Raw genomic sequence first — 13,633 nt, 5'->3', positions numbered from 1 at the left:
TTGTCATCATTCATTTGGCACAAGGACCACCAGAAAATGGCTCATCATTTCAAGTGTATTGGTATTGTCGGTCATCCACGCCACCCCACCGCGCTGACCACACATGAAATGCTCTATCGCTGGCTGTGTACAAAAGGGTATGACGTCATTGTCGAGCAGCAGATTGCACAAGAGTTACAGCTAAAAAACGTGCGTACCGGTACGCTGGCCGAAATTGGTCAGCAGGCGGATCTGGCGGTTGTCGTCGGCGGTGACGGTAATATGCTTGGCGCCGCACGCACGCTGGCGCGCTACGATATTAAAGTCATTGGCATCAACCGTGGCAATCTGGGCTTTCTGACAGACCTTGACCCCGACAACGCACAGCAGCAGTTGGCTGACGTTCTGGAAGGTTATTATATTGCGGAAAAGCGCTTTTTGCTGGAAGTACAAGTCTGCCAGCAGGACTGCCAGAAGCGCATCAGCACTGCCATCAATGAAGTCGTTCTCCATCCGGGTAAAGTTGCCCATATGATTGAGTTCGAAGTTTATATTGACGAGGTTTTTGCCTTCTCCCAACGTTCAGATGGCCTGATCATCTCCACGCCGACAGGTTCGACAGCCTACTCGCTTTCGGCGGGCGGCCCAATCCTGACCCCGTCATTGGATGCCATCACTTTGGTGCCCATGTTCCCGCATACGCTCTCAGCACGCCCGCTGGTCATTAACAGCAGCAGCACCATTCGCCTGCGTTTCTCACACCGTCGCAGCGATCTGGAAGTAAGTTGCGACAGCCAAATCGCACTGCCTATCCAGGAAGGCGAAGATGTATTGATTCGACGCTGCGACTACCATCTCAATCTTATACACCCTAAAGACTACAGTTATTTCAATACATTAAGCTCGAAACTCGGCTGGTCAAAAAAATTGTTCTGAAAACGTGCCCCAGGGCTTTACTGTATATAAAACCAGTTTATACTGTATTTAAACACAGTTATGGTTATTCATACAGGAAAGCAACCATGTTGGCACAACTGACTATCAGCAACTTTGCGATTGTTCGTGAACTCGAGATCGACTTCCATAGCGGAATGACGGCTATCACGGGTGAGACCGGCGCAGGTAAATCCATCGCTATTGATGCGCTGGGGCTTTGCCTGGGTGGTCGTGCCGATGCCGACATGGTGCGCGCGGGTGCTGCACGCGCTGACCTTTGCGCGCGTTTCGCCCTGAAAGATACGCCTGCGGCACAGCGCTGGCTGGAAGAAAACCAGCTTGAAGACGGTCGTGAGTGTTTACTTCGTCGCGTTATCAGCAGTGACGGGCGCTCTCGTGGTTTTATCAACGGCACGGCAGTTCCCCTTTCGCAATTGCGCGAACTGGGGCAGTTGCTGATTCAAATCCACGGCCAACACGCGCACCAGTTGCTCGTAAAATCTGAGCATCAAAAAGCGTTGCTGGATGGCTACGCAGGTGAGTATGCACTTACTCAACAGATGGCAGAACATTACCGCCAGTGGCATACAAGCTGCCGCGAACTGGCGCAGCATCAGCAGCAAAGTCAGGAGCGTACCGCGCGTGCCGAACTACTGCATTATCAATTGAAAGAACTGAACGAATTCAACCCGCAGCCGGGTGAATTTGAGCAGATCGATGAAGAGTACAAACGCCTCGCCAACAGCGGTCAGTTACTTAGTACCAGTCAGCATGCGCTGAATTTGCTGACCGACGGCGAAGATGCCAATCTGCAAAGCCAGCTATATACCGCACGCCAAATGGTTACCGAACTGGCAGGTATGGATGCCAGCCTGTCCGGCGTTCTCACGATGCTCGAAGAAGCGGCAATTCAGGTCAGCGAGGCCAGCGATGAACTGCGTCATTACTGTGACCGTCTGGACCTCGATCCGAACCGCTTGTATGAGCTTGAGCAGCGTATTTCAAAACAGATTTCGCTGGCACGCAAACACCATGTCAGTCCGGAAGCACTGCCGCAATTTCATCAGGCATTGCTGGAAGAACAGCAACAGCTTGATGACCAGGCTGACTCCCAGGAAACCCTGAAGCTTGCGGTGGCGAAGCACCACCAACTGGCACTGGACGCAGCCCGTCAGCTTCATACGCAGCGGGTACACTACGCGCAAGAACTGGGACAATTAATTACAGACAGCATGCATATGCTCTCGATGCCCCATGGGGTATTTGATATCGATGTTAGCTTTGATGAGTACACGCTCACGGCAGATGGCGCAGACCGTATTGAGTTCCGCGTTACAACGAACCCCGGCCAGCCCTTACAGGCTATTTCTAAAGTCGCTTCCGGCGGTGAGTTATCACGTATCGCATTAGCCATTCAGGTCATCACCGCCCGGAAAATGGAAACCCCGGCGCTGATTTTTGACGAAGTGGATGTAGGGATCAGTGGTCCAACTGCAGCGGTTGTTGGCAAACTTCTCCGCCAGTTAGGCGAATCTACCCAGGTGATGTGCGTGACTCACCTGCCTCAGGTTGCGGGCTGTGGGCACCATCACTTCTTTGTTAGCAAAGAGACCGATGGCGCAATGACCGAAACACATATGCTGCCTTTAGATAAACGTGCACGTTTACAGGAACTGGCACGGCTGTTAGGCGGTAGTGAAGTCACCCGAAATACACTGGCAAATGCGAAAGAGCTACTCGCTGCGTAAACTTTTTGCCATTAGTAAGGTCTCAGTACACGATAAATTCGCCGTCAGACCAGGTAGCAAAGGTTTTAAACTGGCTAAAGGTCTATTATTATCGGCACATTACAAATGAGCCACGTACTGTTCGGGCCCGAAAAGGAATCAAATCACTATGCGCTGTAAAATGCTGACTGCTGCCGCAGCGGTTCTTCTGATGTTGACCGCAGGCTGTTCCACTCTGGAGCGAGTGGTTTACCGTCCTGATATCAATCAGGGGAACTACCTGACTCCGAATGACGTTTCTAAAATCCGCGTAGGGATGACGCAACAGCAGGTTGCATACGCATTGGGTACGCCGATGATGACCGATCCGTTCGGAAGCAGTACCTGGTTCTACGTATTCCGTCAGCAGCCAGGGCACGAAGGTGTGACCCAGCAGACGCTGACTCTTACCTTTAACAGCAGCGGTGTATTAACCAACATTGATAACAAACCCGCCCTGACAAAAGAGTAATCGCAGGATTAGAAATGGCGCCCAATGGCGCCATTTTTCATTTCAGGGGAAGAGAAGATGGCCGTGCCAGAAAGCAAAACTGCCTTACTGGAAGCAATGGAAAAATCGGCAGGCGCCCTGCGCAAAAAACTCATCCGCATTCCGACGGACATCGCTTATCAGCAATGCCTGGAAGGGCACGTGGCCGGTAGTCGCATGAGTGTTGCTAATCTTGTCAGTTATCTGATTGGCTGGGGAGAGCAAGTTCTCTACTGGCACCAACAGGAAGCCGCAGGCGAAGAAGTAGACTTCCCGGCAAAAGGCTTTAAATGGAATGAACTGGGGAAGCTTGCACAAAAATACTACGCTGATTACCAGCATATTACGTCATGGCCAACGCTGCTTGCCATGCTGGAAGAGAATCAACAGCAACTGGTATCACTGGTGAATGGCTTTAGTGACGATGAGTTATACCACCAACTCTGGTACGGAAAATGGACACGAGGACGTATGATTCAATTCAACAGCGCCTCACCGTATAAGAATGCCAGCGCCAGGCTGAACAGCCTGTTAAAAACACTCGCCGAAGCCTGACTGAACAGACCTATTTCTTCGCCGCTCTCTCCGCACGCTGCCTGCGCAATTCTTTCGGATCAGCAATCAACGGGCGATAAATTTCGATACGGTCACCATCAGTAACAACATCTTGCAGTTTCGCCGGGCGACTATAAATGCCCACTTTGTTGCGGTTGAGATCGATATCTGTACGTAACTCAAGCAGGCCAGAGGCAACAATCGCCTGTTCGATGGTTGCCCCCTCTTCCAGGCTCACCCGCTGCAGGTACTGCTTTTCCGGCAACGCATACGCCACTTCCACCACAATCTTACCCGGCACTGTAGACCTCTTTGGCACGTACGGTAAAAGCATCTACCATATTGGCGGCCAGCTCTTTGAAAATACGACCAAACGCCAGCTCAATCAGCTTATTGGTAAATTCAAAATCAAGGTTAAACTCGATGCGGCACGCATCCGCTGATAGCGGAGTAAACTTCCACCCCCCCATCAACCTCTTGAATGGACCATCGACAAGGTGCATCAAAATGGTTTGGTTTGCCGTTAAGGTATTTCGCGTTGTGAAAGTCTTGCTGATTCCCGCTTTCGAGACATCCACTGCCGCCGTCATCTGCGTAGGGCCGGACTCCAACACGCGGCTTCCGGTGCACCCAGGCAGAAACTGCGGGTAAGATTTCACATCGTTAACCAATTCATACATTTGTTCCGCGCTGTAAGGCACCAGCGCAGAGCGACTAATCTGAGGCATAGCATTTCCTGCGATCACACAATCATCAAATAATAACATTTCCCATACATGAAAGGAAAACGCTACGCCGGAACTCGTGCTAAGATAACGCGTTGAACCTCACAGGATGCAATGAGGTCTTTTTGGATATCAGATTACCAATGGCTTCACGACACTTATGACGAAGAAAAAAGTACACAAACCCGGTTCCGCCACCATCGCGATGAATAAGCGCGCCCGCCATGAATATTTTATCGAAGAAGAGTTTGAGGCGGGTCTGTCTCTGCAGGGCTGGGAAGTCAAATCCCTGCGAGCGGGCAAAGCCAACATCGGCGACAGCTATGTGATTCTGAAAGATGGCGAAGCATACCTGTTCGGTGCCAACTTCACTCCGCTGGCGGTGGCTTCGAGCCACTATGTTTGCGATCCAACCCGTACGCGTAAGTTGCTGCTCAACCAACGTGAACTGGACAGCCTCTATGGTCGCGTAAACCGCGAAGGTTATACCGTTGTCGCGCTTTCGCTGTACTGGAAAAATGCCTGGTGTAAAGTCAAAATCGGCGTTGCGAAAGGCAAGAAACAGCACGATAAACGTTCCGATCTTAAAGAGCGTGAATGGCAACTGGATAAAGCCCGCATTATGAAAAACGCAGGCCGCTAATGACGCCAACCGGATGCTTCCGCAGCGGGAGTGTCCGGGCAACACATCTTTCCCGCAGAGCCTCGCTCACTTCGGGTGTAGAGAAATGTTTGAACATCAAGATTTCTCGTATGTCATGCCCTTCTCTTCCCATATCGCTTCTCTGAATTTTCCCTCTGAACTTAATCATCTTTATTCGTAACGGCATCAGTGGCTATTGTTCATATTCTCGCCAGACAGCTCTGGCAAAAGCATTACAGCGATATGGACTGGTGTGCTGCGTCATAAATCTGTTATACTCAGCGCAACACTTTTGGGGCTGATTCTGGATTCGACGGGATTTGCGAAACCCAAGGTGCATGCCGAGGGGCGGTTTGCCTCGTAAAAAGCCGCAAAAAATAGTCGCAAACGACGAAAACTACGCTTTAGCAGCTTAATAACCTGCTCTGAGCCCTCTCTCCCTAGCTTCCGCTCTTAAGACGGGGATCAAAGAGAGGTCAAACCCAAAAGAGATCGCGTGGAGGCCCTGCCTGGGGTTGAAGCGTTAAAACTAATCAGGCTAGTCTGGTAGTGGCGTGTCTGTCCGCAGGTGCCAGGCGAATGTAAAGACTGACTAAGCATGTAGTACCGAGGATGTAGGAATTTCGGACGCGGGTTCAACTCCCGCCAGCTCCACCAAAATTCTCCGTCGGTGATTACCAGAGTCATCCGATGAAGTCCTAAGAGCCCGCACGGCGCAAGCCCTGCGGGCTTTTTTGTGCCCTCAATTTGTCCTGCGAAGTCCGAAGAAAACTTATTAAATCCGAACCTTTTAGGCCCATTGATAGGCCCAACGAAAAGCTCTATTGTTTTCGTTGGGCCTAAATGCATGGAGACTCCCATGGCAAGAAAAACCAAGCCGTTAACCGATACGGAAATCAAAGCCGCCAAACCTAAAGATGCCGATTACCAGCTGTATGATGGTGACGGGCTTACTCTGTTAATCAAGTCCAGCGGTAGTAAGCTCTGGCAGTTCCGTTACTACCGACCTCTGACCAAGCAGCGAACCAAGCAGAGCTTCGGTGCCTACCCTGCCGTCTCACTTTCTGATGCGCGTAAACTCAGAGCCGAATCTCGAGTTTTATTGGCAAAAGATATTGATCCTCAGGAACATCAGAAAGAACAGGTGAGGAATTCTCAAGAGGCCAAAACCAACACCTTCTTGTTAGTTGCCGAGCGTTGGTGGAATGTGAAGAAAGCCAGCGTAACAGAGGACTATGCCGACGATATCTGGCGCTCGCTTGAGAGAGATGTTTTCCCGGCAATCGGTGATATTAGTGTCACTGAGATTAAGGCTCATACTCTGGTTAAAGCAGTACAGCCGGTTCAGGCCAGAGGTGCATTAGAGACTGTTCGCCGCCTTTGTCAGCGTATTAACGAAGTCATGATTTATGCGCAGAACACAGGCCTGATTGATGCAGTTCCCAGTGTAAATATCGGAAAAGCGTTCGAGAAACCGCAAAAGAAAAACATGCCGAGTATCCGTCCGGATCAGCTTCCACAGTTAATGCAAACAATGCGTACGGCAAGTATCAGTATGTCAACGCGGTGCTTGTTCATGTGGCAGCTTCTCACCATTACCCGCCCTGCCGAAGCCGCTGAGGCACGATGGGATGAGATCGATTTCAGTGCTAAAGAATGGAAAATTCCAGCAGCTCGTATGAAGATGAACCGAGACCATACGGTTCCACTATCGGATGAGGCTCTTTCTATTCTGGAAATGATGAAGTCACTCAGTGGTGGCCGAGAGTTTATCTTTCCCAGTCGCATCAAACCAACCCAGCCAATGAACAGCCAAACAGTTAATGCCGCACTTAAGCGTGCTGGCTTAGGAGGCGTACTCGTATCACACGGTTTACGCTCTATCGCTAGTACGGCACTCAATGAGGAAGGATTCCCGCCTGATGTCATTGAAGCAGCACTGGCTCATGTAGACAAAAATGAGGTACGTCGCGCTTACAACCGCAGTGATTACCTTGAGCAACGTCGTCCGATGATGCAGTGGTGGGCTTACTTTGTGAAAAAGGCAGATAGTGGCAGACTCACTGACGTTGAATTAACAACATTAAAGCTCACTGGATAAGACCAATTCTTAATCCACACAATGAATCGCCACGGGTTTAACAGACACCTCAGAGTCATTTAAGATGGCTTAAAGAGAGGTGCCCATGAGCGGTAAGCGTTATCCCGAAGAGTTTAAAACTGAAGCAGTCAAACAGGTTGTTGATCGCGGTTATTCTGTTGCCAGCGTTGCAACACGTCTCGATATCACCACCCACAGCCTTTATGCCTGGATAAAGAAGTACGGTCCGGATTCTTCCACTAATAAAGAACAGTCAGATGCTCAGGCCGAGATCCGCCGTCTCCAGAAAGAGCTGAAACGGGTTACCGACGAACGGGACATATTAAAAAAAGCCGCGGCGTACTTCGCAAAGCTGTCCGACTGAGGTACGCCTTTATCCGTGACAACTCCTGTTGCTGGCCTGTTCGCCTGCTCTGTCGGGTGCTGGATGTTCATCCCAGTGGTTTTTACGCCTGGCTTCAGCAGCCGCATTCACAACGCCATCAGGCAGACCTGAGACTGACAGGACAGATTAAACAGTTCTGGCTGGAGTCGGGATGCGTCTATGGTTATCGCAAAATCCATCTGGATCTGCGTGACAGCGGGCAACAGTGCGGAGTAAACAGAGTCTGGAGACTGATGAAACGTGTCGGAATAAAGGCTCAGGTCGGATACCGAAGCCCGCGGGCACGTAAAGGCGAGGCCAGTATCGTGTCACCCAACAGGCTCCAGCGACAGTTCAATCCGGATGCTCCTGATGAGCGTTGGGTAACGGACATAACCTACATCAGGACCCACGAAGGCTGGCTGTATCTTGCCGTTGTTGTTGATCTGTTCTCACGCAAAATTATCGGCTGGTCCATGCAATCCCGGATGACAAAGGACATTGTCCTGAACGCACTGCTGATGGCTGTATGGCGGCGTAATCCCGAAAAACAGGTGCTGGTTCATTCGGATCAGGGCAGTCAGTACACAAGCCATGAGTGGCAGTCGTTCCTGAAATCACACGGCCTGGAGGGTAGCATGAGCCGTCGCGGTAACTGCCATGATAATGCGGTTGCAGAAAGTTTTTTCCAGTTGTTGAAACGTGAACGGATAAAGAAAAAGATCTACGGAACGCGGGAAGAAGCCCGCAGTGATATTTTTGATTACATCGAAATGTTTTATAACAGTAAGCGTCGGCATGGTTCTAGCGAACAGATGTCACCGACAGAATATGAAAACCAGTATTATCAACGGCTCGGAAGTGTCTAGATTATCCGTGGCGATTCATGTAATGGAAAACCAGGTACGTGTGTCATTGTGATGAATACTACAAATCTGGTGGCAGTGATTAATCATAAATCGCTCAACGGGTGTGCCATGGGGGATTTCTACGTTGTCAGCAGACCAGAGCAGTTTTGGAGCCAGTATGATACGGGAACATGCAGCAAAGACGCCATATTTGCTGAAGGAACAATGAACAATGGTCAATATCGAACCATTGATATTCGTCTTCATGGTGAACTGGTTAAACAGTTTCCGATTGAATACTGGTCATTGGTCAAATCCTTTTCGGGCAAAAATCGCCCTTCGTGGGATAAAGCGAAGCAAAACCGTCAGCAGTAGGGTTGACTGATAACAATAAGACTCAATATTTTTCAAATCATCAGCCCCTGTCGCTTTAGCGCCGGGGGTTAATGCATTAAAAGGCATGAGGAAATGTCAGAACTTTCTCTATTACCATCTGAACCTTTGCTCCGCCAGTACACTGAAGTAATCACTGACCTCTATCGCAACATCACTATCGAGGGCAACCAGGCCAGTCACTTCCACGTGGTTGTTCGTGACTCTGAAAGCCGGATGGCCTGGCGGCATAGACTTTTGAAACAAGTGCCGAAGCTTGCCTTAATCGCGCTCTCCGACGGAACGGTACCCCATAGCTTCATCCTTTGACTGACCACTGCTATTCATCAGAAGACATTTAACATTCCCACACGTTCTTTACCCCCTTGTACGCCAGCCATCGCCGCTGGCGTTTTTTATTTACGGAGAAAATCCATGACGACACAAACTCAATGCGAGTTGGTACCCGCGAAAGAACCGCAACTCAACCTTACCGCCACGTCAGTTCCTGACGAACAGCGTATCCATTTCTGGCCTCAACTCTTTGGCTCCATCCCGCAGTGGATAACGCTGGAACCACGCATTTTCACCTGGATGGACCGCTTCTGTGATGAATACAGCGGTGGTATCTGGTCCTTTTACACGCTCAGTAATGGCGGAGCGTTTATTGCCCCTGATGCTGACAGTGACGATAAATGGCCTCTGTTCAACAGCATGAACGGCAATGGTGCGGAAATGAGCGTGGAAGCCGCAGGCATCGCTGTCTGCCTGATTGAATACAGCCATCACGCCTGTCGCACTGAATGCGATGCCATGACTGAGCACTATTACCGCCTGCGGGGTTATGCCCTGCAGCACCCTGAATCCAACGCAATTATTCGCATTACTGACTGAGTGATCGTAATGAATAGTGAAGAACTGTCCCGGTCTGATGCCCTGTGGGAGTTGCTAAAACACGCGCTGGTAACAGAGGAGGATGACGAAGTGGTTATAAGCGAGCCTTTCTTACATTTTCCAGCCGGAACTGGCATCACGACTATCTGGGCATGGTTTGAAGCCATCGATCCAACCTTTAGTGTGGCCCTGAAACTGTATGGTAAGACCGCGGGCCTTTTGAAGTAATACTTCCCTCATCAATATTCCTTACTTAACGGAAAACAGAAAATGGATACATCTCTTCATCCGGAGCATGGCTCGCTGTCCCTGAACACGCAGAGGACAGTAAAACGAGCTCTTAACCTGCTTGACCGACATCTGCGCGAAACAGGCGTAGCATTCACCTCTACCCAGGCCGCCCGTGACTGGCTGAAATTGAAAATGGCGGGGCTGGAGCGCGAAGAGTTTATGGTGCTGTATCTGAATCAGCAGAACCAGTTGATTGCCCATGAAACCCTGTTTGCCGGTTCCATTAGCAGCACCGAGGTACATCCCCGTGAGGTGGTCAAACGCGCCCTGTATTTCAATGCAGCCGCAGTGATACTGGCGCATAACCATCCCTCCGGCGACGCCACGCCCAGCCAGGCAGATAAGACCATCACGCAGCGTCTGGTGCAGGCGCTTCAGCTCGTTGATATCCGTGTGCCTGACCACCTTATCGTAGGTGGTACGCAGATATTGTCTTTCGCTGAACACGGTCTGCTTTGAGGTATGACATGAAAATTATCAGTAAACGCCGGGCGATGACGATTTACCGCCAGCATCCGGCCTCCCGCATTTTTCGATACTGCACCGGCAGATACCAGTAGCACGGCAGTGTCTGTCATTACACCGGTAAGGTGATTCCTGACATTCCCGGCGTGCTGACTGTATACGCCGAATGCCGCCAGGACCGCAACGGGCCCTATGCCTGTCTGATGAGTATCACTCTGAACTGACAATAAAGGTGGTTATAAATGAGCAACATTACATGGGGCCTGCAGCGGGATATCACGCCGCGTCTGGGAGCCCGTCAGGTACAGGAGGGCAACCGGCTGTACTATCTGGCTGACCGGGCCAGTATCACCGGTAAATTCAGTGACGCTGAATGCCGGAAGCTGGATGAAACATTCCCGCACTTTATCAGCCAGATGGAATCGATGCTGACCACTGGTGAAATGAATCCCCGCCATGCCCACTGTGTCACCCTGTACCACAACGGTTTCACCTGCGAAGCCGACACTCTTGGCAGTTGCGGCTATGTATACATCGCCGTCTATCCCACTCAACGCTAACGAATTTCACGAGAGCAAACATGAAAACTCTACCTGCTACAATTTCGCGGGCGACGAAGCCCTGTCTGTCGCCCGTGGCTGTCTGGCAAATGTTACTGACACACCTGCTGGAACAACACTATGGCCTGACGCTAAACGACACGCCGTTCAGTGATAAAACAGTTATTCAGGAACATATTAATGCTGGAGTATCGCTAAGCGATGCGGTGAACTTCCTTGTCGAAAAATACGAACTGGTTCGAATCGACCGAAAGGGATTTTCGTGGCAAGAACAAACCCCGTATATTTCCGTAGTGGATATTCTGCGAGCAAGGCGCTCTACCGGCTTGCTAAAAACTAATGTGAAATAAACGCTTAAATACAGAGCAGACTTAAGGAAAGCAAAATGCTAATCTCACAGACGAAGAGACTCCTGCTGTAACCTCCCCTCCCTGCAAAATACCTGACATTTTCTTTTAGGACCAACAATGGGACCAAAATGAAAATTGAACTGAAGGTTATCAGCCATTAAACAACAAGTTACAAACCCAATTCAGACTCCGCCAGCCCCAAAATTCTCCATCGGTGATTACCAGAGTCATCCGATGAAGTCCTGAAAGCCCGCACGGCGCAAGCCCTGCGGGCTTTTTTGTTGTATATGACCCGTCCTGAATAGCGTTGACACGTTCCATTCGTTTAGCAAAACTTCTCCCAGCGCCTTGTCTGTTCCACCGCAGGGGAGAAAAGAATGCATATTGCCGAAAGCGCGCTGGCGAGCCGCGTCCCTGTCTGGTATGCATTATCGGAGCTTTTCACGGGGCGGGAACTCCAGGATTATGACTATCGATGGATGGCTCAGGTAATAAAGGAATCCGGGCTTAGCCGGGAAACGATCTTCGTGATCCTGGATGAGGAGGTTGCCCCAGCCCTCCAGGCTAATATTATTTATAACCCAACACCGGTAATGGAAGGTTGGTCAGTAGAAGATATTAAAAAACTTGTAGCTGAGTATATAAAGAAAAAACCGACAATCATCGAGCGGATCATTCCGGCCCGCTTGCTATTAAAACAGCGTCGGAAGCACATTCAGTATGAGCTAAACAGACTTCTTGTCGAGCTGGATAAATGCACTTAGCAAAAAGCGTGAAGAGAAGACACCTGCAGTTGGTATTTCTTAAAGCGCTATTTCACACGCTTAGCTTGCCGCTTATCAAGTACAATGCATCTTCCTGACGCAACTGGTTGGCCTGAACAAACTGTGCGACATGATTTTGAATTCGCGACAAAGCGCACAAATCTTTCTCATTCTATTTCGGATATAAGCAAAGCGTGACGGTCAATTACCGGGAGTAAGGGTATTGAGAAGAAAAAAGACCCGTTGCGAAAGGGGTTTTCAGAGATGACTACCCATAAAATTGATAAGGATGAGGGAAGTGGTTATGCTTTTACTGAGCAGCGAAATACTCTACTTAGAAAAAAAAGAGTAATGACACTAAAAGACAGACATTTCCATTCATAATTTGCTATAAATTATTTTGCATCGGCGGTATATATATTGTGTCCACCTGAGAAACAAAAGTGATACGCTCGTTTGGTTTCCAGGAACCATTCGCAAAGAAGCAATTCGAAACACCACCAAATTCAAGTAAAAGGATCTGCAAATGTCAGAAGCACTGAAAGCCTTAAACAACATTCGCACACTGCGTGCTCAAACGCGTGAAGTTAGCCTGGAATATCTTGAAGATATTCTCGAAAAGTTCACGGTCATCGTTGAAGAACGCCGCGAAGAAGAAGCCTCTCAGCGTAAGGAACTCGAAGATAAACAGGCAAAACTCGAAGCGTTTCGTGTGAAACTTCTTGAGGAAGGCATTGACCCGGCAGAGCTCATCTCCTCCTTAAAAGGACAAGCGACAAAAACCAAATCGACCCGTGAACCTCGCCCGGCGAAATACAAATATATCGACGAAGACGGCAGCGAAAAAACCTGGACAGGCCAGGGCCGCACGCCTAAAGCGATTACCTCCGCGCTTGAGAAAGGGAAAAAACTGGAAGATTTCGCAATCTAATATCCAGCTATGGGGGGAGGCACGCTCCCCCGCAATGCTATGAAAAGTTTTATATAGTGAAACCCGCCCACCCTGCCGATAACATAAGATGATTGACCATCAACTACAGAATAATCTTAAGCACATGACAGAGAATTAAAACACACCGTCATATTCTCCCTTGTACTACTGCGCTTTATCGCACTCGCCTGATATTCACATCCCCGTCGCAGCAAGTCGGTTTAGCTAAATGTAATCCTTTACTCTCTATTACAATAAAACCATCCGCGTCTAATATAAGCAGCAGAGCCTGATAAACAGATGTTCAGGTTACCAGGCCAAACCGGGCCAATAACATCCCAGGTCGGTTCCCGAAAGGCCGGATCATTAAAATTAATACCCGTTGCAATATACTTTTGAAACGCAACGGCCCGGCATCAAGCCGATGCTGACACCCGACTATCAAATAACCAGGCAGGATAAAATGGCAACCAGCCACAAAAGTCTTCCTTGCTACCCATACCTGGCGCATCGTGAAAAAGCTCCGCATTTAAATCGCTTTTTCACTGAGGAAAATTTTTTACCCCAGGCGAAACTTTCCCGCGACATCCAGCGAACTG

18 protein-coding genes, 1 other RNA gene and 1 pseudogene are annotated in these 13,633 nt (G+C 49.6%); 18 read left to right on the top strand and 2 right to left on the bottom strand.

Annotated features, from left to right (window positions below):
• Positions 1–36: 36 nt before the first annotated feature.
• From nadK to ACS0RQ_RS05870, 4 genes are all read left to right on the top strand, one after another.
• A complete protein-coding gene (nadK, locus tag ACS0RQ_RS05885) occupies positions 37–915 on the top strand; it encodes an NAD(+) kinase (protein ID WP_039077565.1) in 879 nt (292 codons plus the stop codon).
• Positions 916–1,001: 86 nt separating this feature from the next.
• On the top strand, positions 1,002–2,663 hold the full coding sequence (gene recN, locus ACS0RQ_RS05880) for a DNA repair protein RecN (RefSeq protein ID WP_271851847.1): 1,662 nt from the start codon (positions 1,002–1,004) through the stop codon (positions 2,661–2,663).
• Positions 2,664–2,811: 148 nt separating this feature from the next.
• A complete protein-coding gene (gene bamE / locus ACS0RQ_RS05875) occupies positions 2,812–3,153 on the top strand; it encodes an outer membrane protein assembly factor BamE (protein WP_039077567.1) in 342 nt (113 codons plus the stop codon).
• 57 nt (positions 3,154–3,210) lie between these two features.
• Positions 3,211–3,726, top strand: a complete 516-nt coding sequence (locus ACS0RQ_RS05870) for a ClbS/DfsB family four-helix bundle protein (RefSeq protein ID WP_334634637.1) — start codon at positions 3,211–3,213, stop codon at positions 3,724–3,726.
• A gap of 10 nt (positions 3,727–3,736) precedes the next feature.
• Here ACS0RQ_RS05870 and ACS0RQ_RS05865 read toward each other — a convergent pair whose 3' ends face one another.
• Both ACS0RQ_RS05865 and ACS0RQ_RS05860 read right to left on the bottom strand, forming a co-directional pair.
• On the bottom strand, positions 3,737–4,027 hold the full coding sequence (locus ACS0RQ_RS05865) for an RnfH family protein (RefSeq protein ID WP_271851848.1): 291 nt from the start codon (positions 4,025–4,027) through the stop codon (positions 3,737–3,739).
• Positions 4,017–4,454, bottom strand: a complete 438-nt coding sequence (locus ACS0RQ_RS05860) for a type II toxin-antitoxin system RatA family toxin (protein ID WP_197718602.1) — start codon at positions 4,452–4,454, stop codon at positions 4,017–4,019. The genes ACS0RQ_RS05865 and ACS0RQ_RS05860 overlap by 11 nt, the downstream gene beginning before the upstream one ends.
• A 157-nt stretch (positions 4,455–4,611) precedes the next feature.
• Here ACS0RQ_RS05860 and smpB point away from each other — a divergent pair, with 157 nt between their 5' ends.
• The 14 genes and pseudogenes from smpB (at position 4,612) to ACS0RQ_RS05790 (ending at position 13,034) form a co-directional block, all read left to right on the top strand.
• Positions 4,612–5,094, top strand: a complete 483-nt coding sequence (gene smpB / locus ACS0RQ_RS05855; RefSeq protein ID WP_039077570.1) for an SsrA-binding protein SmpB — start codon at positions 4,612–4,614, stop codon at positions 5,092–5,094.
• A 294-nt stretch (positions 5,095–5,388) separates the two neighbouring features.
• Positions 5,389–5,751: a transfer-messenger RNA gene (gene ssrA / locus ACS0RQ_RS05850) on the top strand.
• A gap of 202 nt (positions 5,752–5,953) precedes the next feature.
• Complete coding sequence (locus ACS0RQ_RS05845; RefSeq protein ID WP_038416539.1) at positions 5,954–7,195, top strand: integrase; 1,242 nt, start codon at positions 5,954–5,956, stop codon at positions 7,193–7,195.
• A gap of 85 nt (positions 7,196–7,280) precedes the next feature.
• Positions 7,281–8,428 (top strand): IS3 family transposase gene (locus tag ACS0RQ_RS05840; protein ID WP_085949497.1). Its coding sequence is split into 2 segments (ribosomal slippage): positions 7,281–7,518 and positions 7,518–8,428, totalling 1,149 coding nucleotides; the frame shifts between segments, so codons are not numbered across the junction.
• 48 nt (positions 8,429–8,476) lie between these two features.
• Positions 8,477–8,782, top strand: coding sequence for a hypothetical protein (locus tag ACS0RQ_RS05835; RefSeq protein ID WP_334634577.1), 306 nt, complete (start codon positions 8,477–8,479; stop codon positions 8,780–8,782).
• Between the two features lie 93 nt (positions 8,783–8,875).
• A complete protein-coding gene (locus ACS0RQ_RS05830) occupies positions 8,876–9,109 on the top strand; it encodes a DUF905 family protein (protein ID WP_235016469.1) in 234 nt (77 codons plus the stop codon).
• A gap of 105 nt (positions 9,110–9,214) precedes the next feature.
• Positions 9,215–9,673, top strand: a complete 459-nt coding sequence (locus ACS0RQ_RS05825) for an antirestriction protein (RefSeq protein WP_256025400.1) — start codon at positions 9,215–9,217, stop codon at positions 9,671–9,673.
• Between the two features lie 9 nt (positions 9,674–9,682).
• The gene (locus ACS0RQ_RS05820) at positions 9,683–9,901 is read left to right on the top strand and encodes a hypothetical protein (RefSeq protein WP_256025402.1); all 219 of its coding nucleotides are present in this window, start codon (positions 9,683–9,685) and stop codon (positions 9,899–9,901) included.
• 42 nt (positions 9,902–9,943) lie between these two features.
• Positions 9,944–10,423, top strand: coding sequence for a JAB domain-containing protein (locus tag ACS0RQ_RS05815; protein WP_105628386.1), 480 nt, complete (start codon positions 9,944–9,946; stop codon positions 10,421–10,423).
• An 8-nt stretch (positions 10,424–10,431) separates the two neighbouring features.
• Positions 10,432–10,653: pseudogene (locus tag ACS0RQ_RS05810) on the top strand (DUF987 domain-containing protein).
• An 18-nt stretch (positions 10,654–10,671) separates the two neighbouring features.
• Positions 10,672–10,989, top strand: a complete 318-nt coding sequence (locus ACS0RQ_RS05805) for a type IV toxin-antitoxin system YeeU family antitoxin (protein WP_047028247.1) — start codon at positions 10,672–10,674, stop codon at positions 10,987–10,989.
• A 20-nt stretch (positions 10,990–11,009) separates the two neighbouring features.
• Positions 11,010–11,339, top strand: coding sequence for a TA system toxin CbtA family protein (locus ACS0RQ_RS05800; protein WP_032733644.1), 330 nt, complete (start codon positions 11,010–11,012; stop codon positions 11,337–11,339).
• Between the two features lie 377 nt (positions 11,340–11,716).
• Positions 11,717–12,103 carry a DUF7079 family protein gene (locus ACS0RQ_RS05795; protein ID WP_271849982.1) on the top strand — a complete coding sequence of 129 codons (387 nt, stop codon included), beginning with the start codon at positions 11,717–11,719 and terminating at the stop codon, positions 12,101–12,103.
• A gap of 526 nt (positions 12,104–12,629) precedes the next feature.
• A complete protein-coding gene (locus ACS0RQ_RS05790) occupies positions 12,630–13,034 on the top strand; it encodes an H-NS family histone-like protein (RefSeq protein WP_039077584.1) in 405 nt (134 codons plus the stop codon).
• The last annotated feature ends 599 nt before the right edge of the window (positions 13,035–13,633 follow it).

The sequence above is a fragment of the Phytobacter diazotrophicus genome (genome assembly GCF_052061655.1).
In the GTDB taxonomy this organism is placed as follows: domain Bacteria; phylum Pseudomonadota; class Gammaproteobacteria; order Enterobacterales; family Enterobacteriaceae; genus Phytobacter; species Phytobacter diazotrophicus.
Note: the sequence above shows the minus strand (reverse complement) of the source record. Positions and strands in the feature narration are given on the sequence as shown.

Bases quoted from the DNA above. Each gene is read 5' to 3' on its own strand.
- nadK (WP_039077565.1), top strand. From the start codon at position 37: ATGGCTCATCATTTCAAGTGTATTGGTATTGTCGGTCATCCACGCCAC.
- recN (WP_271851847.1), top strand. From the start codon at position 1,002: ATGTTGGCACAACTGACTATCAGCAACTTTGCGATTGTTCGTGAACTC.
- bamE (WP_039077567.1), top strand. From the start codon at position 2,812: ATGCGCTGTAAAATGCTGACTGCTGCCGCAGCGGTTCTTCTGATGTTG.
- ACS0RQ_RS05870 (WP_334634637.1), top strand. From the start codon at position 3,211: ATGGCCGTGCCAGAAAGCAAAACTGCCTTACTGGAAGCAATGGAAAAA.
- ACS0RQ_RS05860 (WP_197718602.1), bottom strand. From the start codon at position 4,454: ATGCCTCAGATTAGTCGCTCTGCGCTGGTGCCTTACAGCGCGGAACAA.
- smpB (WP_039077570.1), top strand. From the start codon at position 4,612: ATGACGAAGAAAAAAGTACACAAACCCGGTTCCGCCACCATCGCGATG.
- ACS0RQ_RS05845 (WP_038416539.1), top strand. From the start codon at position 5,954: ATGGCAAGAAAAACCAAGCCGTTAACCGATACGGAAATCAAAGCCGCC.
- ACS0RQ_RS05830 (WP_235016469.1), top strand. From the start codon at position 8,876: ATGTCAGAACTTTCTCTATTACCATCTGAACCTTTGCTCCGCCAGTAC.
- ACS0RQ_RS05825 (WP_256025400.1), top strand. From the start codon at position 9,215: ATGACGACACAAACTCAATGCGAGTTGGTACCCGCGAAAGAACCGCAA.
- ACS0RQ_RS05820 (WP_256025402.1), top strand. From the start codon at position 9,683: ATGAATAGTGAAGAACTGTCCCGGTCTGATGCCCTGTGGGAGTTGCTA.
- ACS0RQ_RS05815 (WP_105628386.1), top strand. From the start codon at position 9,944: ATGGATACATCTCTTCATCCGGAGCATGGCTCGCTGTCCCTGAACACG.
- ACS0RQ_RS05805 (WP_047028247.1), top strand. From the start codon at position 10,672: ATGAGCAACATTACATGGGGCCTGCAGCGGGATATCACGCCGCGTCTG.
- ACS0RQ_RS05800 (WP_032733644.1), top strand. From the start codon at position 11,010: ATGAAAACTCTACCTGCTACAATTTCGCGGGCGACGAAGCCCTGTCTG.
- ACS0RQ_RS05795 (WP_271849982.1), top strand. From the start codon at position 11,717: ATGCATATTGCCGAAAGCGCGCTGGCGAGCCGCGTCCCTGTCTGGTAT.
- ACS0RQ_RS05790 (WP_039077584.1), top strand. From the start codon at position 12,630: ATGTCAGAAGCACTGAAAGCCTTAAACAACATTCGCACACTGCGTGCT.